This is a genomic window from Lactococcus sp. S64 (assembly GCF_016516525.1).
Classification (GTDB): Bacteria; Bacillota; Bacilli; order Lactobacillales; family Streptococcaceae; genus Lactococcus; species Lactococcus lactis.
In genome coordinates, this window is the sequence record NZ_JACVUQ010000005.1 from 50,300 (window position 1) to 67,642 (window position 17,343).

Annotated in this window: 18 protein-coding genes and 2 pseudogenes; 13 read left to right on the forward strand and 7 right to left on the reverse strand. The window is 32.6% G+C overall.

Annotated elements, in window-relative coordinates; genetic code table 11:
* Positions 1 to 177 precede the first annotated feature (177 nt).
* Together yaaA and recF are read left to right on the forward strand one after the other, a co-directional pair.
* Positions 178 to 540: a S4 domain-containing protein YaaA gene (yaaA, locus tag IAE51_RS06850; protein ID WP_012898492.1), complete on the forward strand. Its 363-nt coding sequence runs from the start codon at positions 178 to 180 to the stop codon at positions 538 to 540.
* Positions 540 to 1,616, forward strand: a complete 1,077-nt coding sequence (gene recF / locus IAE51_RS06855) for a DNA replication/repair protein RecF (protein WP_010906242.1) — start codon at positions 540 to 542, stop codon at positions 1,614 to 1,616. Before yaaA ends, recF begins: the two co-directional genes overlap by 1 nt.
* 86 nt (positions 1,617 to 1,702) lie before the next feature.
* Here the strand turns inward: recF and IAE51_RS06860 are convergent.
* Positions 1,703 to 2,072: pseudogene (locus IAE51_RS06860) on the reverse strand (carboxymuconolactone decarboxylase family protein).
* 77 nt (positions 2,073 to 2,149) lie between these two features.
* On the opposite strand from IAE51_RS06860, the gene IAE51_RS06865 reads away from it, so the two are divergent.
* Complete coding sequence (locus IAE51_RS06865; RefSeq protein WP_109991317.1) at positions 2,150 to 2,527, forward strand: MerR family transcriptional regulator; 378 nt, start codon at positions 2,150 to 2,152, stop codon at positions 2,525 to 2,527.
* Positions 2,528 to 2,539: 12 nt separating this feature from the next.
* On the opposite strand, the gene IAE51_RS06870 is transcribed toward IAE51_RS06865, so the two are convergent.
* Both IAE51_RS06870 and IAE51_RS06875 read right to left on the reverse strand, forming a co-directional pair.
* Complete coding sequence (locus tag IAE51_RS06870) at positions 2,540 to 3,475, reverse strand: alpha/beta hydrolase (RefSeq protein WP_033900815.1); 936 nt, start codon at positions 3,473 to 3,475, stop codon at positions 2,540 to 2,542.
* Positions 3,476 to 3,770: 295 nt separating this feature from the next.
* Entirely contained in the window at positions 3,771 to 4,751 is a 981-nt protein-coding gene (locus IAE51_RS06875) for a toll/interleukin-1 receptor domain-containing protein (protein ID WP_242327227.1), read from the reverse strand.
* 200 nt (positions 4,752 to 4,951) lie between these two features.
* Here IAE51_RS06875 and IAE51_RS06880 point away from each other — a divergent pair, with 200 nt between their 5' ends.
* The 10 genes and pseudogenes from IAE51_RS06880 (at position 4,952) to IAE51_RS06925 (ending at position 12,015) form a co-directional block, all read left to right on the forward strand.
* Positions 4,952 to 5,155 carry a hypothetical protein gene (locus tag IAE51_RS06880; protein ID WP_023889921.1) on the forward strand — a complete coding sequence of 68 codons (204 nt, stop codon included), beginning with the start codon at positions 4,952 to 4,954 and terminating at the stop codon, positions 5,153 to 5,155.
* A 187-nt stretch (positions 5,156 to 5,342) separates the two neighbouring features.
* A complete protein-coding gene (locus IAE51_RS06885; RefSeq protein ID WP_200095063.1) occupies positions 5,343 to 6,062 on the forward strand; it encodes an endonuclease/exonuclease/phosphatase family protein in 720 nt (239 codons plus the stop codon).
* 212 nt (positions 6,063 to 6,274) lie between these two features.
* Positions 6,275 to 6,493 carry a hypothetical protein gene (locus IAE51_RS06890; protein ID WP_200095065.1) on the forward strand — a complete coding sequence of 73 codons (219 nt, stop codon included), beginning with the start codon at positions 6,275 to 6,277 and terminating at the stop codon, positions 6,491 to 6,493.
* Positions 6,486 to 6,680: a hypothetical protein gene (locus tag IAE51_RS06895; protein ID WP_200095067.1), complete on the forward strand. Its 195-nt coding sequence runs from the start codon at positions 6,486 to 6,488 to the stop codon at positions 6,678 to 6,680. Before IAE51_RS06890 ends, IAE51_RS06895 begins: the two co-directional genes overlap by 8 nt.
* 189 nt (positions 6,681 to 6,869) lie before the next feature.
* A pseudogene (locus IAE51_RS06900) lies at positions 6,870 to 8,076 on the forward strand (FtsK/SpoIIIE domain-containing protein).
* A gap of 12 nt (positions 8,077 to 8,088) precedes the next feature.
* Entirely contained in the window at positions 8,089 to 8,403 is a 315-nt protein-coding gene (locus IAE51_RS06905; RefSeq protein ID WP_200095071.1) for a hypothetical protein, read from the forward strand.
* A 79-nt stretch (positions 8,404 to 8,482) separates the two neighbouring features.
* Complete coding sequence (locus tag IAE51_RS06910) at positions 8,483 to 8,839, forward strand: hypothetical protein (protein ID WP_200095073.1); 357 nt, start codon at positions 8,483 to 8,485, stop codon at positions 8,837 to 8,839.
* A gap of 512 nt (positions 8,840 to 9,351) precedes the next feature.
* Complete coding sequence (locus IAE51_RS06915) at positions 9,352 to 10,653, forward strand: Rep family protein (RefSeq protein ID WP_200095075.1); 1,302 nt, start codon at positions 9,352 to 9,354, stop codon at positions 10,651 to 10,653.
* Positions 10,654 to 10,674: 21 nt separating this feature from the next.
* Positions 10,675 to 10,869: a DUF3173 family protein gene (locus IAE51_RS06920; protein ID WP_200095077.1), complete on the forward strand. Its 195-nt coding sequence runs from the start codon at positions 10,675 to 10,677 to the stop codon at positions 10,867 to 10,869.
* Between the two features lie 3 nt (positions 10,870 to 10,872).
* Entirely contained in the window at positions 10,873 to 12,015 is a 1,143-nt protein-coding gene (locus tag IAE51_RS06925; protein ID WP_200095079.1) for a site-specific integrase, read from the forward strand.
* Between the two features lie 48 nt (positions 12,016 to 12,063).
* Here IAE51_RS06925 and IAE51_RS06930 read toward each other — a convergent pair whose 3' ends face one another.
* From IAE51_RS06930 to IAE51_RS06945, 4 genes are all read right to left on the reverse strand, one after another.
* Positions 12,064 to 12,537 carry a hypothetical protein gene (locus IAE51_RS06930; RefSeq protein ID WP_200095081.1) on the reverse strand — a complete coding sequence of 158 codons (474 nt, stop codon included), beginning with the start codon at positions 12,535 to 12,537 and terminating at the stop codon, positions 12,064 to 12,066.
* Positions 12,538 to 12,674: 137 nt separating this feature from the next.
* A complete protein-coding gene (gene galE / locus IAE51_RS06935) occupies positions 12,675 to 13,655 on the reverse strand; it encodes a UDP-glucose 4-epimerase GalE (protein WP_200095083.1) in 981 nt (326 codons plus the stop codon).
* Positions 13,656 to 13,706: 51 nt separating this feature from the next.
* Positions 13,707 to 16,703, reverse strand: coding sequence for a beta-galactosidase (locus tag IAE51_RS06940; protein WP_305067130.1), 2,997 nt, complete (start codon positions 16,701 to 16,703; stop codon positions 13,707 to 13,709).
* A gap of 5 nt (positions 16,704 to 16,708) precedes the next feature.
* Positions 16,709 to 17,332, reverse strand: coding sequence for a sugar O-acetyltransferase (locus IAE51_RS06945; RefSeq protein ID WP_033900809.1), 624 nt, complete (start codon positions 17,330 to 17,332; stop codon positions 16,709 to 16,711).
* Positions 17,333 to 17,343 lie beyond the last annotated feature (11 nt).

Here is a 17,343-nt window from a genome sequence, read left to right on the forward strand (position 1 = left end):
TTATCAAGCTTTTTCTAGTTATTAAGGCAACCTTTATTATACCAAAAACTGAAGCAATTTTGTGAGATTTCCTAACGAAAATGACGAATAATTTTTATCTTAAAGCTTCCTTATTTTATTCAATAAATTTCTAAATTTCCAATGAACTAAATTTCAGATTTATGTTAAAATAAGACTATGAAAAAATACATTTTATTTGAAGAATATATCACACTCGGACAAGTTTTGAAAGAACTTGGATTAATTTCAACAGGAGGTCAAGCAAAAATTTTCCTTGCTGAAAACGAAGGAAATATTTTCTATAATGGCGAAGCTGAAAATCGTCGTGGCAAAAAACTCCGTGACGGAGATTTATTAGAATTTCCAACTTTTGATTTAAAAGTTACTTTTGAGCAAGCTGACGCTGATGCGATTAAAGAACATGAAGCAGAAAAAGCTGAAGAAGCGCGTGTTAAAGCTATTGTGAAAAAAATGAACGCGGAAAACAAGACGACAAAACCAGCTAAAAAAGCTCCGCCACGTTTTCCTGGTAGAAAATAATGAAACTCAAAGCAATTGAACTCAAAAATTTTCGTAATTATGAGGAATTAAAACTTGATTTTCATCCTAATCTCAATATTTTTTTAGGACAAAATGCTCAAGGGAAAACAAATATTCTTGAGGCGATTCATTTTTTAGCACTCACTCGTAGTCACAGAACAAGTCACGACAAAGAGCTCATTTCTTGGTCGCAACAAGAAATGAAGGTCTCAGGAGTCGTTGAAAAAGCTCATGCAACTGTTCCACTTGAAGTTCAATTAAGTCCCAAAGGGAGAATTGCTAAAGCCAATCATCTCAAAGAAAATCGCTTAGCCGACTACATTGGTCAACTAAAAATCTTGATGTTTGCACCTGAAAATTTGGAATTAGTCAAAGGTTCTCCAGCTACCCGCAGAAAATTTATGGATATTGAACTGGGACAAATCCATGCGGTTTACCTTTATGATTCCATGCGATATAATCGTGCGTTAAAAGAACGGAATGCTTACTTAAAATTTGATAAAGACAAAATTGATAAAAATTTTTTAAGTGTTCTTGACGGACAATTAGCTGAACATGGTAATAAAATCATGCTTGAGCGGCAAAATTTTATTGATAAACTTGAAGTTCATGCAAAAAAAATCCATGAGCAACTTACTCATGGTAAAGAAAATTTAAAAATCATTTATAATCAAAATGTGAAAACTGACTTTTCAAAAGAATTATTGAGCAGACAAGACCATGATATTTTTAGGCATCAAACATCGGTTGGACCTCATCGTGACGATTTACAATTTTTTATCAATGAGATTAATGTTGCTGATTTTGGTAGTCAAGGACAACAACGAACCGTTGCTCTCTCAATTAAATTAGCAGAAATTGATTTAATTTTTGAAGAGACTGGTGAGTATCCGATTTTACTTTTAGATGATGTCATGAGTGAATTAGACAATCATCGTCAACTTGATTTGATTGAAACAAGTTTGGGTAAAACACAAACTTTTATAACTACAACTACTCTTGATCATCTTAAAAATTTACCTGAAAATCTGAGTATTTTCCATGTTAATGCTGGAACCATTGAACAAGAGCAATAAAAAGTTACTGATGAAACTACTAGCATATCTGTAAACTGCTAAAGCAGTAACAGCTATCCTATGACAAAAATTCATCAGTAACTTTTTTACTTTCTGTCAGTAAAAATTTCCTTAGCAACAAAGATAGCATTTAAAAATCTTGGAAAACCGACATAAGGAGCATAGTGAATAAAAGTTTCAATAATTTCTTCTTGCGTTAGTCCAACATTTAACGAAGCTTGAATATGCACGCGCAATTGATTTTCACAGCCTCCTTGAGTCAACAAACTGGTGATAGTAATCATTTCACGGTCTTTAAAATTGAGAACTCCTCGCTCATAAATCGTTCCAAAAGCAAATTTTAGCATCAGATTATTCAAGTCTGGTGCAAGGTCTTTGAGTGAATCAAAAAACAACTTCAGCAGCTACTCCATCAATTTTCGCTAAATTTTTTAAACCAATTTCTTTTTTATTCATTTTATTTACCAGCTTTCTATGATAAAATCATTATAAACCCTCAAGTTAACTTGAGGGCAAGCAAAAAAGAGAAAAAAATGACTAAAACTTATAAAATTTCAGAAATAGCTTTACTGACCGAACTTCCAATCGATACTCTTCGTTATTATGAAGAACTTGATTTGTTAAAACCTGCTCGAAACTCTAGTAATTATCGAGAGTTTACAGAAACTGACCTTGAATGGATTTACTTTATCAAAAGAGCTAAAGCAACAGGAATGCCTCTTGCAAAAATCCAAGATTATTCTCGCTTAAGAGAACAAGGCGATTCAACAATTATTCAACGTATTTCACTTTTAGTTGAACAAGAGCGAATTTTACGCCAACAAATTACTGATTTAGAATGTCACTTAGATTTTATTTTACAAAAAAAACATCATTACTATGAAATTCTTCAAAAAAACTCGGAATCTTAATTCCGAGTTTTTTTATGGTGTATCATAAATAAAATTTTTGATATATTTAATAGCTATTTCATTTTCGGTTGCATGGGCGTGACTGGTTTTTGTCGGATATAAAGTTGCACTTATTTCATTTCCGTTCTTTTTAAAAAGATGATAGATTGAAAAACTATCTGCCCAGGGAATAGCACTATCCGTTTGATTTTGAGTATCAAAATCTCCTTCAAGAAACATCATTTCGGTTTTTGAAGACACTTTTTCATAGTTATCTTCAATATATTTGTACATTCCTGTTTTAACCCAAGGACCATTTTCTAAAACATTAGTTAGGGTCTCACCATATTGTAATTTTGTTCCTTCATTATATTCACCATCTAAAGAAACAAATTTATTCACCGGTGGAAAATTTGGGTTGTCAACAGTGTCAATCATATAGTAGATAGCTCCAGTCCCACCGGAAGAATAGCCTACCATATTAACCCAAGGAATATTATAGTGATCACTTAAATAATTCATCATTTTTTGTAAACCTATGGAGTAGGGCTCACCTGAACCAGTTCCTTTGCCTGTTGCAAACTCAATTAAAGGGTATTGATTATCTTTTGATATTTCTCCTTTAACTGTTAAATCATAATTTTTTGTAATATTCGAGATGATTTGCAAAGATTTATCTGCCGGAAGACTTTTTATAGGCAAAAGTTTCTTAACCATAACATCAGGGGGAGTTAGTCCTCCTGACGAACCTGTGATATATATCGTTGGATAAATCACAGGCTTTCCTGAAGACGATTTTTTACTAGTTGTTACTAAACTTGTTTTTGTACTCTCACTTTTATCATAAGTAGTTGTTCCATTAATATGTAATATGAATATGCCTATTCCTAACAGGAAGATTATACCTACTAAAGTAAAGAAAACGATTTTAAATTTATTATTATTTTTTCTTGCCTGTCTTTTTTTCATCCACTTCATTATATCAAATTTTTTTATTAATAATTACTTTGAATTGCTTTACATTTTCACGACAAAATTATAAAAAGCACAGATATCTGAGCTTTTTAAAATTTATCAATAACCTTTTGGATGACTTTGGTGCCATTTCCAAGCAAAAAAATAATATTTGATTGAATTTTTTATCTTGATTTTATTAATCTATCAATGTTTATTTGAATTACGGTTTCTAAAAAAAATCTTTTTTTATTTTGAAATGGGAAAAATATGGGAATATTTAATTTTGTGCAAGTTGATATTCAATACATTAGTCAGTTTCAGTAATAATAGCGTCTTGTAGGAAATCATCAGATATCTCTATTGGGTTTAAGATTTTATACTGTAAGGTGACTTCACTTTTATACTCATTACCACTACAAAGATTAATAGCCAATATTTTACCTACTGCAGCATAGTTGTTGGAATTCACCCACATGATCCCATCTCCAATTTTTAATTTAGTACTCCATTTAATCGATGTTAAATTATCACTTCTTATGTCCGATGGAGTATCGATATCTTCAAATTCTTCAAAATTATGTATATAGAACATTTCTTGAACTTTATTACAAGAGTAAATACTACTTGCACCTGCAGTACTCCAATGAGTTGTAAAATTCATCGGGGGAATTCCTATAACAAAATCCCCTCCATTTAATAAATATTGAAAACTAACTGTCTGTTCAGTTTGGCATTCAAAACTCATCAAATTTGCTGTTTTTGCTTGAAATTTAAAATTTTCTACATTTTTATAATAATCATCAATTCTTGTTTCTGAACTCACTTCTTTAATAGACAAACTTTCATCTCTTAAAGTACTTATTAACTCAAATATATTGTCCTTATTCTTTTGAGAGTAAGGAGTATCAAATAACAATTCGCTAACAAATTTCCCTTCAAAGAATTCTGGTAAATCAGAGAAGCATCCCTTTTCAATAATTGGAATTATAAAAGGACTATCAGACATTTCTTTCAACAGTGTAATTTCATTATAAACCCCTGATTTGGGGTTATACATTTTTTGAATATATGTTTCCGTACATATACATATTACAAATTTTGAAGAATTGATGCCCTCAGACATGAATTTATCAAGCTTAGACCCTGGATGATTTTCAAATAAATCCAGCAAAACATCAAATCCCCATTTTTTAAGGTAAACTGCTAACCATTGAGTAAATAACTTTATTTTATCATCATCTTCTTTTTGTTCTTCCCACGCATACGAAATAAATACTTTAGTTGCCACAATGCCCTCCATACATACATTATTCTATTCACTGAAATCAACATATATATTTTATCATAGGCCCGTAAGAAATATATATGGTTGAGTGTTAAACAAATAATTATTTTACTTTATTCTTGCTTTTTAAAAGATATTAAAGTAAAATAAAACTAGATAAAGAAGTTTATCTGGTTTATAAATATTAATTAAGGAGGTAACATATGGCTCGTGGAAAACCTGTTCCATCAGGTAGCATTTTCAAAAATCCTACTAAAATTTCAGCAGTAATTGATAAGTCTACAAAACTAAATTTAGAAATTATTGCTGGTGAACTTGTAAGAGAATTTGGATTTGCCCCAACTCAAGGTCAAGTTATAGATCATATTGCTAACTACTACTTGGTTAACAAAGATAATAAAAAATAAGCGGTAGAATATTCTTCCGTTTTATTAAAAGTCGATAAGCTGGTTTATAAATTTTATGAAGTTTATTTTTGTTCATCAAATAAATTAGAGATGTGTAGAAAATCTAGAAACATAAAATGTAATATTTTATTAAGCAATATCCCAGCAAAGTGTTTTCTAATGAAAAATTAAAAATGGAGATTAAAAGATGAAAGAAAAGCTAAGCGTTATTACACTTAATATAAACATGTACAATAAAAATTCTAAAATTAAAAGAAATACAGATGAAGTTGCAAAATTTTTACTAGCTGAAAATCCTTCTTTGATTTCATTGCAAGAATTTGGAAACCGCTCTTTCAATGGTGATATTAACGGAATCAACCTTATTAGGATTTTAGAAAATAACAACTATACAATTGTTGAACCTTATATAGATGGTAAAAATCCGGTTAATGTAAGGTTACTATTTGATAAGACTAAAATTGAGTTAGTTGAAAGGCTCCCCCCCCTTTATTCAAAATTCTTTGTTAATAGACAGATAGGAGGTTTATTCAAAACTCTTGGGGGAATTCCACTGATTGTATTTTCTATTCACTTACCACTGTATGAAAGAAACCCCAAAGAGAAAAGGCAGATGTGGGAAAATATTATTTCCTTTGCTAAAGTAAAACAAAACAAAAGCATAATTATAGCTGGTGACTTCAATGAAAATTCTTTAAATAATAACCCCACAATACTCTCCGATAAAATTGAAGAACTGTCTAATTATTTCAAACCAGCAAGTGAAAAAGAAATTCCGACTTGGAGAAACAAGAAACTTGATCATATTTTTGTGAACCCTGAACTGATAGTAGAAAAATATAAAACTCTAGAGAACACTGTCAGTGATCATAAGGCTCTCACTCTAAACTTTAATTTGGAGGTATAAATAATTAAAGAACAAATTTATAGAAATCTTTGTCTCGCCTTAGGGGGATTATTAATAGTCACTTCTGGTTATATTATTGTGACTGGTGTTATAAACCCTCATGAAGTTATTGTTAAAGCTTTCTTTCATCCAGAAAAAACGATTATTAGCGGATTATTATTAATTATAATTTGGTTGTTAATTAAATTGATTGCAAAACAAGGAGAAGAAAAATGAAAAATTTTTATCGTAATTGTACTTGGTGTATGTTATTACTCATTAGTATAGGAGTTGGATTTAGTGGAAATTTAAAATTTAGTGTTGGTGGATATAATGCTTTTCTTACTATTAAAGCTTTCTTGTTATTAGTTATAATTTTAATTTTAGCAAGTTTGCCCGAGCTAATTGTTTTATTTCAAGGCAAAAATAGAAAGGAAGTAAAACATGACTGATACATTTAAACATTACTTTTTCTTTGTTTTAGGTTTAATTTTACTTGTAATTTCAGTGAGCTTATTTACTGGATTTCTGCAAATATTGTTGGGAAGCATTGGTGGTATTTCTTTAATGATAGGATTGTATTTTTTATTGAAAATAAAAATTAAATCATTTTTGCGTAAGGTTCGTGGCGATGAATAAATTCATTAATAACTGTGTGTCTTTGTATATATCAATCTTCTTACTCCCCCCTCCGGAAGAGATAAGCCTTTATCGAATTGCACCAAATTTCAAAAAAAAGCTTAGTAGCTTAAGCCTTATATGGGTTGCGTTCATCGTCCTACTCTTCTTCTTCAGTTTTGCAATTCACAATATTTTGATTTTACCCTCGTGGTTATTTCTCTTTTATTTGTCAGGAAAAATATTCCGAATTCGGAGGGAGTTCAAAAATTATGTCTCTATGTGGGATAATTTTCTGATGATCCAAGAGTTTATCATAAATAATGGGCTTTATAAAGAGACTTCTGATATTTTTCTTTCAGCGGTTTTCACAATCTTAGAACGCGAAAATGAAATCATTATCACTGCTTATAAGATGGGGAATTTCTTAGATTCTAAAGTTGAGGGGCTTGATACTGAACTCAGTGGGCTCCTGTCCTTGGATATAACTAAAAAGAATATTTTTGCTGACAGAGTAGAGTATGTCTTTGAAAAGAATAAACGAGAAATACAGCAATATGTTTTTGCTAATTCTGATAGTAAAGAGAATCTAACAAGAGAATTTTTCCAAAGTATCCCAAAGGATATAATAAAATTGTCAAATACTCAGCAATTCTCTCTCAAAAGAAACACTAATATTGGGCTTTACGGCCGCACTGGCAGTGGTAAAACCGTTACACTTCAGTGGCTTTTATACAATGCAATTTCAAAAGGGTGTGGTCTATATCCAGACACCTATTTAAGCATAGTAGATGGAAAAGGTGCTGATTTATATTCTTTAGGAGAGATATTACAAGAGACATTAGGAGAGCAAATTAACATCGGTCAAACTCCACATTCTCTCGCTAAACTCTCTAGAGAATTTTGCCAGATTATGAATGAACGATTTGAGTTAATCAAAAATAGTGAAACCCTGAATGCTGATGCTTATGATTTAAAAATGACTCCAAATTTTTTATTTGTTGATGAATTAGCTAGTATCAGAGATTCTTGTGGCTCCTCTAAAGAAGGAAAAGCTCTTTTGAATGAAATATTACAAAATTTAGGTTTAATCGCTAGAAAAGGACGTCAAGCAGGGTGTCATCTATGTATCAGTACTCAAGACCCAAACGCTGAAAATATCCCCGTGGAGCTTAGGAATCAGATTTCGGCAGTGCTATACATGGGTTCTCCCTCGGCTGATAGGGTTCGTATGGCTTTTGCAATGTGCGAGCTTGAAAATGTACCTACTGTAACCGGAAGAAAGGGAGAGGCTCTCTATTATGCTGATGGGGAAAATATGGTAGAACCTGAAATTACAGTTGCTCCTTTTGTTGATTTAGAAACCAAACATGAGTTCAAACAAGTCATCTTAAATATTTTACCAAACCTAAAATAAGAGGGATTTATTATGTATGAGATAAGATTTGAAGTAAAATTGTTTGACGTAAACGGCTCTTATATGAGTGATAGTGAATATGATGCAAATATTTTTAATGCTTTACTCGCTGTACATCAGGACATTCAATTATTTTTATCAGGATTCTATAATTATTCGCTTAATAGAAAAGAAGAAAAATATCAACAGTTTACTAAAGCTGAAATAGAAATCATACTTTCAGATAAAGAAACTTTAGTACTGAGAGAGGAAGGTAACGCTTATATTGCGTTGTCCAAGGTTATATCGAGAGCTTATCAATGTCTGGTAGACAATGACTTAGAATAATCCAACCCAAGAGAGAGCGTTTGAAAAAATAACTAAAACTAAAGCCCAGCAAGGCTCTAAACTGCTTGAAAGGAAAAAAATGGTTGTACAAATTAATGAAAATATGAGAGATATTTTTCTAAAAGGTGTTAATAAGCTTGCTGATGAAGTTGTCCCTCTTCCAGAGACGCTCAAGATTGTGTCTAAAGAAAGCGGTACCTTTGATGGCACCTCTTGGGCAAAGTTATCCGCTGTAGATGCAGAAGGAACACCTTATGAAGTGAAGATATCGGGATACGATAATTCGTTGAATCTTTCAAAGCTTATGTTCAAGGATATAGAGACCAAACAAATTTTAAAGAGCTTGGCAACAAAGACCGGAAAGAAGGGCTCAGCGTATATAGCTGGATTCGATTTTAGAGTAACAAATGATTATTTAAAGACACTTCTAAAATAACCAAAATGGACGGCTTGACCGTCTAAGAGCTCAGGCGCCTGAGCGAACATTAATAGTTAAACATTTGAATTAGCACTTTATAAGGTTTGAAATATTAATCACAAGTTTCACTTAGCCAGCCACAAGCGTCAGCGCGTTAGCCTAAAGGGAAAAAATCCTTTAACATTGCCTTAGGCATAAAAACACTCTTAGCGAAAGGAGAGCGGAGCTCTCCTAATGGAATGGAGAAGCTAAGAGTGTTTTTATTTCTCAAAATTCGAGGTTAAGAGTTTTTGGGATTTTAAAGTAATAAATGCAAATTTGCTATGCGTGCACCATTCTAGGGCTTGTCGAAAGAATGGTGTAAATGGTGTAAACATAGTCATATCAAGGATTGACGATAAAACAAAAATCAGACCATCTGGCTTAAAAACTTAAAAAATGTGGATTTTATTGATGGATTTTATAGAACAAAGAATTTAATAAAATCCACTTTTCAATATTATAAAATCCATTTGAGGAAATTAAAGAAAATGAGAGATAAAAGAGTAAAGTCCTTTATTTTCACTCAGTATCAACAAGCAGATTTTTGGGATTGGGATGAGGATAAAAAGATACTTTTTGAAAATAGTAGAAATAATCAAGCTAAAATTTTTAATGAGATTTATAATCGCTTAAAAAATTTAGAGGGGTTGAAAATAATTGCTTTAGTAAACCATGATAAAGATAAAAATGCAAAAGGTGAGCTTAAACATCCTCATATTCATGGTTATATTGAATTTGAAAAGTTAAAGACTATTGCGAGCGTTTCAGCTTGCTTAGGAATAGAGCCTCAGTATGTCGAAGTTCCTCGTAAAGGTCGTTATGGACGCTTAAATTGTTTGGCTTACCTTGTACACGCTAAAAATTTAGACAAATATCAATATTCTCCTGAAGAGGTGCAGACTTTTGAAACTTTTAATTATGAGGAATTCATTGATGAAAATTTAGAAGATTTTACAAAGTATAATGCTACTGATAAGCGAAAAAAGAATGAGATAGGCTTAGACCTTGCTTTACAGGAAGTTCAACAGGGAAAACTGAAACTGCGAGAAATCATGAGAGATGAGGATTTAGCTCTTCTCTATGCAGGACACATGCAAAAGTTCTCCGAAGCATTTGAATTTTATGGCCTACGTAACGCTCTGCTGAGACTTGATGAATTAGAGCAAGGAAAATATGACTTGACTGTTCTTTATATTCAAGGAGCACCAGGGATTGGAAAAAGTTTTTTGGCACGTGAGGTTGCTCAAAAAGTGCGAGAATACGGCAATAAGAACGGTTTTGCGAGTGATGTGTTTTCTGCTAGTTCGAGTAATCCTTTTGATGATTATTATGGGGAGGATATTTTAATCTTAGATGATCTTCGCCAAGAGAGCTTAAAAGTTAGTGATTGGTTGAAACTATTTGACCCACTTAATACAGCTAAAATGTCTGCTAGGTATAGAAATAAGATGATTGTTCCTAGATTAGTAATCGTAGCAAATTATCAAAGTGTAGAGCAGTTCTTTGGTAGTTTTAACTTCAAAAATGAAGACATTAATCAGTTTAAACGAAGAATCAACTTTACTTCAAAAATTAGTGAGAAAACTTTTGGGATTCCCCCTTTTGATAGAATATATAGTTTATCCGCTTCAAAAAAATTAAATGAGCCAGAAAACATGAGAATTTCTAAAAATGAATTTATTACTTTAAATTATGGGACAAAATTATTATTTACTTATGATGATAAAGAAAAATTTATAAATGAATTGCTTACTCAGCACGTTTATCCTAGAATTTTCTCTGAAAAATAAGATACGAAAGGATTTGATGAAATGGTAAAAAATAACAAAGGCATAACAGCGAAGGAGCTAATCGAGGAGTTACATCTAAAGCCTGCCACTGCACAAAAAGCAATCCGATTAGTAAAAGAACAATTAGTAAAACAAGGCTTTGATTGGTATGCAAATAAACGATTAGGAGTTGTACCAAGAGACGTAGTTTCCAAAATTTTAAGAATGGAGTTATAAAAAATGGCTTCTATTAGATACAGACAGAGAAAAGGAAAAAGTGGTGTTTCATGGTCTTATGAAATTAGACAAGGTGATAAAACGTTGAAATCTAAGTCAGGTTTCAAGACAAAAAAGGAAGCTTCAATAGATGGTCTTTCTATATTGAGAGAGTTTAAAACTGGGCTTACTATTGACAAAAATACCGATTTACCTACACTTTATCAAGAATGGTATAACCTAAAGGTTCTTCATAGTGGGCGTTCTGAACAAACACTCTACAAATATCGCTATTTTGGAAAAATCATCAAAAATAATTTTGACGGGATTCCTATAACAAGTATTAAATCCTCTCAGTACCAGAGAATAATGAATAAGCTAGGTACTGATGACAAAATTAGCTATAATACCCTTATTCGTGTTAATTCTGTAATTAGGCAGACAATTGAAATGGTAAAAGCTGATGATGTTTTTATTAAAGATTTCACTACAAGTGTTGTGATTCAGAGTAAATTTAAACCGCAAACAGCAGATGAAAAGTATATACATTCATTAGAAGACTACAATAAAATTATTGAGTATTTAAAAGATAATTTAGATTATAAAAAATCAATTAATAATTATATTGTCTACTTCTTGTTTCATACAGGACTACGCTATGGAGAACTGGTAGCCTTAACTTGGTCTGATATTGACTTTGAAAATGGCTATTTAAAGACGTATAGACGTTACAATACAAATATTAATAAGTTTGTACCTTCCAAGACTGAAACATCTATAAGACATGTTCCTTTGAGCTCTACGGATATATCAATATTGAATGACTTGAAGAAAACACAAGAATTTATAGTCGAAAGTCTTGGATTTGAAAATGAATATAATATGGTATTTTACCATCCATTTTTAATTCACGGTATTCCTCATAGTACAACGATCAATAATCATTTAGCATTATTATTAAAACAACTTAATATAGAGCCAGTAATTACATCAAAAGGCGCTCGGCATACTTATGGTTCCGTACTTCTTGCTAATGGTTATAGCATGGATATAGTCGCTAAGATACTCGGACACAAAGACATTATGATGCTGGTACGTGTATACGGTCATGCACTTGATGAAAATATAACTAAGCAAATTGAAAGTATTAAAAATCTTATGAATTGATAAAATAAAAATAAGTTCAGTATTTTAAAAATACTGAACTTTTATTTATCATTTGAAAAATGCTAATATAGTAAAAACATTAGCTATAAAACCTGTCATACCTACAATAATGGAAATTATTAGGAAAAAAGAACTTTTTTTCATCTCTCTCGGCTGTTTGGCTTTTTTGTAATCCATTTCGGAATTTTGAGGGATTGACTTAACTATACCTGATATCAAACCAAATACTCCTATTGCTAGCAATATTATAAGCACTAATTTCGTTAATATATTTGGAAATAAAATTGTAGAGACTATGCCAATTAAAAGAAAAGCTCCACCTAAAAACATACTTGTATAGTCTTTACCTCCATATATTTTATCCAATTCAATACCAAATCCAGCAATTCCAACTGCTACAACAAATGTTCCTACTAACATCGTAACAAAATTACTAAATAATAAAGGTATAGCTACACCTGTTACAATAAGTGCAGCTACTAAACCAATTCCTGATGAAGAGTCATTTTGCTTATTATCCATTTAAAATTCCTATCTGTTTACTAATATAAATTATACCATTTTTCATAATTTTAATTTATAAGTGGGAAAATATATGGGAAAAAATAACTCATCAAATATAAAAAAAGCCCAGTAATATTGAAATACCGGGCTATGTTTTAATATCCATTTGGATGTGAGCTATGCCATTTCCAAGCGTTCGTAATAATGTGCTCTAAATCATTTTGTGCTTTCCAACCCAAAATTTCACCAGCTTTTGTTGAATCAGCAACCAGCTCATCTGGGTCTCCTGCACGGCGTTCACCCATTTGGCTTGGAATTTCTTTACCTGTTACTTTTCGTGCGGTTTCAAGCACTTCAAGATTTGAATAACCCTTACTTGAACCGAGATTAAATTGGTCAGACTGACCGCCCGCTTTAAGATACTCTAGTGCTTTGATGTGTGCTTCAATCAAATCTTCCATATCAATATAATCACGAATACAAGTTCCATCAGGCGTGTGATAGTCATCACCATAAATAGTAATGAATTCCCTTTGGCCAAGTGCTGTTTGCAAAATAATTGGAATCAAATGTGTTTCATTTTTATGAGCTTCACCAATTGAACCATCATCCTTAGCCCCTGCAACATTGAAATAACGTAAAGCGACATAAGTCATATCAGTTGCTTGCGATTGCCATTTCATCATTTTTTCCATGATTAATTTGCTTTCACCATAAGGATTAATTGGTTTTTGAGGTGTTTTTTCTGAAATTGGACTTTTTTCTGGAATTCCAAATGTAGCTGCTGTACTTGAGAAAACAATATGTTTTACTCCGAATTCTTCCATCGTTTCTAGAATTACTTGAGCACCACCAACATTATTATTAAAATACATTAAAGGTTTTTGCATTGACTCACCCACTAAAGAGTAAGCACAAAAATGCATGATTCCTTCAATATTTTCTTTTTCAAAAACACTAGCTAAGAAAGCATGATCACGCACATCACCCTCGTAAAAGCGTACATTTGCTGGAACAGATTCACGGTGACCTGTCACTAAATTATCCACCACTGCCACATCGTAACCACGTTTAAGAAGCATATCTACCGCGTGACTTCCCACGTATCCTGCTCCACCAAGAACTAAAACCGTCATAAGAACCTCCATTTTCTCTATATTATATCAAATTCTTGAAAATTTGTATCATCACGTTAATTTAAAACTAACTTCATAATGATAATTTCCCTTTGTCAATAAATATTCCTGAGCGACACTTGGACTCCATGAATCATCTCCACCTACACCCATATGGAATCCGTCAATATTTAACCATGTTCCTGCTTCTTCTTCAAGTAGATGCCAATGTCCCTTTTTAGCAAGCTGGTTTTGACTATACGGACTTAGATTAAAAGCAAAAGATTGACCCATTGCCCGAACTTTTAAACGACCATAATTTAACTCTCTGGTTTCCATCCTCAACCCATTTTCACTAGGAAAAATATAAGGGGTTGTCATATCAGTAATCCTTAAATTCCACTGGCCAAATAAACTTGCCCCTCTTCGGTCAGGATAATTTTCATCTGGGCCAAGTCCAAAATATGTAACATTTTCTGCTTTTTCAGCTAGTTGAAGACTCAAGCCAATTCGAGCTGGTTCTGGAAACTCTATATTTCTTTTAAAATCAACTTTTAAAAGAAGTTCACCGTTTCTAAAAATATGATATTCTCGAATGGTTGAAAATGCAATTTTTCCTTTTGCTTCATAGTCTGTTTGGACAGAAATAATCACTTCATTCTCTGTTGCTTGTATTATCATATTTTTCAAAAGCGTTTTTAACTCATAAAAGCCAACAGCCTTCCAACGTTCTAACCAAGCATTAGGATCAATATGTTCAACTTCACTAACACCAATATCATTATCTAATGGAGCCCTTGTAAATTGTTCTGAGAGCTCATGCAGTAACTTTTCATTACCTTTCTCATCAAGCCAGCGCGAGAGATTACCATTGCTTTTATTAAAAATAAATTTCTGTTTTGCTGATTGTACGGTCAGTAGCTCTTCATCCTCCAAAAGTGTAATTTCTTCATTACTATCTATTTTGTCAGTAAAATTAATTTTTTCTTGTAGAACAAATTGTTGATGAGCAACTTCAAAATCAGACTCAAGAAGATTATATTTCTCAATTGTTTTAACTTGAATGTTCAAAAATAAATTATCTGTTCCATCAATAGGCAACTCAGACAGGTCTATTCTCATAGACCCTCCAGCAGGCATATTCAATATAAGCTCATTTTCCCATAATACTTCTAAGCCATTGGTCAGTTGGTAGCATAATTTTTCATTGTCAGTACTTCGAAATAGATACTCATTTGTAACTGTAAAGGCCAAAACTTGACCTAGTGGAGTTTTCTCCAATTCAAACTGATAATATTGTTGCCAATATTTTGCTTCACGAAGAGCTGGTTTTGCTTGACGATTTGGAAAAACAAGACCATTAAGGCTAAACTGACGATCATTTGGCTTATCCCCAAAGTCACCTCCATAAGCATAATTTCCATCTTTTAATAAACCTTGATCCACCCAGTCCCAGATGAATCCACCTTGCAATCGGTCAATTTCTCGAAAAGCTTGCCAGTACTTCCCGAATCCTCCTAATGAATTCCCCATATCATGAGCATATTCACAAAGGATTAGTGGTCTATTCTCTCCAGCTACCCCCATCCAGGTTTTTAATGAATAAGGCGCATTAATACTTGGACTATCTACTCTAGCATACATCGGACAAATGATATCAGTGGCATCTGTTGCTCCTCTACTTGCGTCATCTCCCCCCTCATAGTGAACAGGGCGGCTAGAATCAAATGATTTACACCAATCATATAAAGCTTGATGGTTACTTCCATAACCTGACTCATTACCAAGAGACCAAATAATAATTGATGGATGATTACGGTCACGTATAACCATTCGTGTAACACGTTCACTCATTAATGGTAAATAAGTCGGATCATTTGTCAAACGATTCATCGGAGTCATTCCATGCGTTTCGATATTTGCTTCATCCATAACATACAATCCATATTCATCACACAATTCATACCAGCGTGAATCATTAGGATAATGAGAGCAGCGGACCGCATTAAAATTATGTTCTTTCATCAATTTGATGTCTTTAATCATCACTTCTTCAGAAACGACATAACCATGCTCAGGGGTAAATTCGTGCTTATTCACTCCACGAACAAGAAGTGCTTTCCCGTTTATTTTTAGCTGTCCTTTTTCAATAGCAATTTTTCGAATACCAATTTTTTTTGTTTCTTTATGAAATACCGCCCCACTCCGGTCCATTAAAGTTAATTCTAAACGATAAAGATAGGGAATTTCATCTGACCATAATTTTGGATTGACTACTCCAATTTCTGCATCAAAACCATGACACTCTCCAATTAATTGTTCGTCATCATAAAGCTTAAATTCTAAACAAGCATCATCCATGTTTTTAGCATATGCTTGAAGTTTTACATTTGCAAAATCTAAATCCTCATCCAAATCTGTTTTTATAGAAAAGTCTAACAAGTAGTTATCTGGAAGCCATTGTAAGTTCACCGAACGAAAAATACCTGACATTCGCCACATATCTTGATCTTCAAAATAGGTGCCTTTTGACCAACGAAAAACTAGAACTTTTAAACAATTTTGACCTTCTTTGGCCAGGTTGCTGATATCGAATTCAGCAGGCAAGCGGCTATCTTCTGAATAACCTCCGTATTCCCCATTCAACCAAAAATGAAAAGCTGATCCAACCCCTTCAAATGTAAGGTGAACATGACCGCTCTCAAGCCATTCTTTTGTGATATCAAAATAGCGACTATAAGCTCCAACTGGGTTAGCCTCTGGTACATAAGGAGGCTGAATTGGAATAGGATAAGTCACATTTGTATAAATTGGAACATCGCTTTTATCCTTAAATTCTATTTGCCAATTACTTGGAACGATAATTTCCGTTTTACTCTCCGTCAGTTCTAACCAATTTTTAGGTACATCTGAAATTCTAGAAAAATGATCAAAATTCCAAAGACCATTCAGTGATTGCTTTTCTAAAAAGTCCATAGGTGTATGCATTGGCAACCTATTCCAATTTGAAACTACTGGATTTTCCCAATCTTTACGCTCTAGTACATCAATCATTGTCATCATAGCCATTCCTTTCAGATGAACTCATCTAAATCAATCTTTTTTCCATGATCATAAGTTTTAAAGTCAGAATCATTGATTTTTCTTTTAACCATACAAGGAGTTCCAAAAGCAACCACATTATCTGGAATATCTTTAGTTACAAGACTCCCTGCGCCAATCACACTATTTTTCCCAATTCTAACACCAGGTAACACAATTACACCAGCACCTAGCCAAACATTTTCTTCAATATAAACTTTTTTATTATATTGAGCCCCTCGTTTACGTAAGTCAGGCGAGACAGGATGTGTCGCCGTGTCAATCGTAACATTTGGTCCAAACATGACATGATTTCCTACAAAAATATCTGTATCGTCAACCAATGTTAGATTAAAATTAGCGTAAATCCCTGTCCCAAAATGAACATTTTTTCCGCCAAAATTAGCATAAAAAGGGGGTTGAATAAAACAATTTTCCCCAATTTCTGAAAACATTTTTTTTAGAAGTTCCATTTGTTGCTCTGGCTGAGTCACTGAAGTTTGATTAAACTTTTCCAGTAAAACTAAAGCTTCTTGTTGCTCTTTCCATAATTTTTGATCGTTAGGAAAGTAGAGTTCTTCTGTGTGAACTCGTTTGTAGCTTTCTAATTTAGGCATTTTATCAACTC

Bases quoted from the DNA above. Each gene is read 5' to 3' on its own strand.
- yaaA (WP_012898492.1), top strand. From the start codon at position 178: ATGAAAAAATACATTTTATTTGAAGAATATATCACACTCGGACAAGTT.
- recF (WP_010906242.1), top strand. From the start codon at position 540: ATGAAACTCAAAGCAATTGAACTCAAAAATTTTCGTAATTATGAGGAA.
- IAE51_RS06865 (WP_109991317.1), top strand. From the start codon at position 2,150: ATGACTAAAACTTATAAAATTTCAGAAATAGCTTTACTGACCGAACTT.
- IAE51_RS06870 (WP_033900815.1), bottom strand. From the start codon at position 3,475: ATGAAAAAAAGACAGGCAAGAAAAAATAATAATAAATTTAAAATCGTT.
- IAE51_RS06880 (WP_023889921.1), top strand. From the start codon at position 4,952: ATGGCTCGTGGAAAACCTGTTCCATCAGGTAGCATTTTCAAAAATCCT.
- IAE51_RS06885 (WP_200095063.1), top strand. From the start codon at position 5,343: ATGAAAGAAAAGCTAAGCGTTATTACACTTAATATAAACATGTACAAT.
- IAE51_RS06890 (WP_200095065.1), top strand. From the start codon at position 6,275: ATGAAAAATTTTTATCGTAATTGTACTTGGTGTATGTTATTACTCATT.
- IAE51_RS06895 (WP_200095067.1), top strand. From the start codon at position 6,486: ATGACTGATACATTTAAACATTACTTTTTCTTTGTTTTAGGTTTAATT.
- IAE51_RS06905 (WP_200095071.1), top strand. From the start codon at position 8,089: ATGTATGAGATAAGATTTGAAGTAAAATTGTTTGACGTAAACGGCTCT.
- IAE51_RS06910 (WP_200095073.1), top strand. From the start codon at position 8,483: ATGGTTGTACAAATTAATGAAAATATGAGAGATATTTTTCTAAAAGGT.
- IAE51_RS06915 (WP_200095075.1), top strand. From the start codon at position 9,352: ATGAGAGATAAAAGAGTAAAGTCCTTTATTTTCACTCAGTATCAACAA.
- IAE51_RS06920 (WP_200095077.1), top strand. From the start codon at position 10,675: ATGGTAAAAAATAACAAAGGCATAACAGCGAAGGAGCTAATCGAGGAG.
- IAE51_RS06925 (WP_200095079.1), top strand. From the start codon at position 10,873: ATGGCTTCTATTAGATACAGACAGAGAAAAGGAAAAAGTGGTGTTTCA.
- IAE51_RS06930 (WP_200095081.1), bottom strand. From the start codon at position 12,537: ATGGATAATAAGCAAAATGACTCTTCATCAGGAATTGGTTTAGTAGCT.
- galE (WP_200095083.1), bottom strand. From the start codon at position 13,655: ATGACGGTTTTAGTTCTTGGTGGAGCAGGATACGTGGGAAGTCACGCG.
- IAE51_RS06940 (WP_305067130.1), bottom strand. From the start codon at position 16,703: ATGGCTATGATGACAATGATTGATGTACTAGAGCGTAAAGATTGGGAA.
- IAE51_RS06945 (WP_033900809.1), bottom strand. From the start codon at position 17,332: ATGCCTAAATTAGAAAGCTACAAACGAGTTCACACAGAAGAACTCTAC.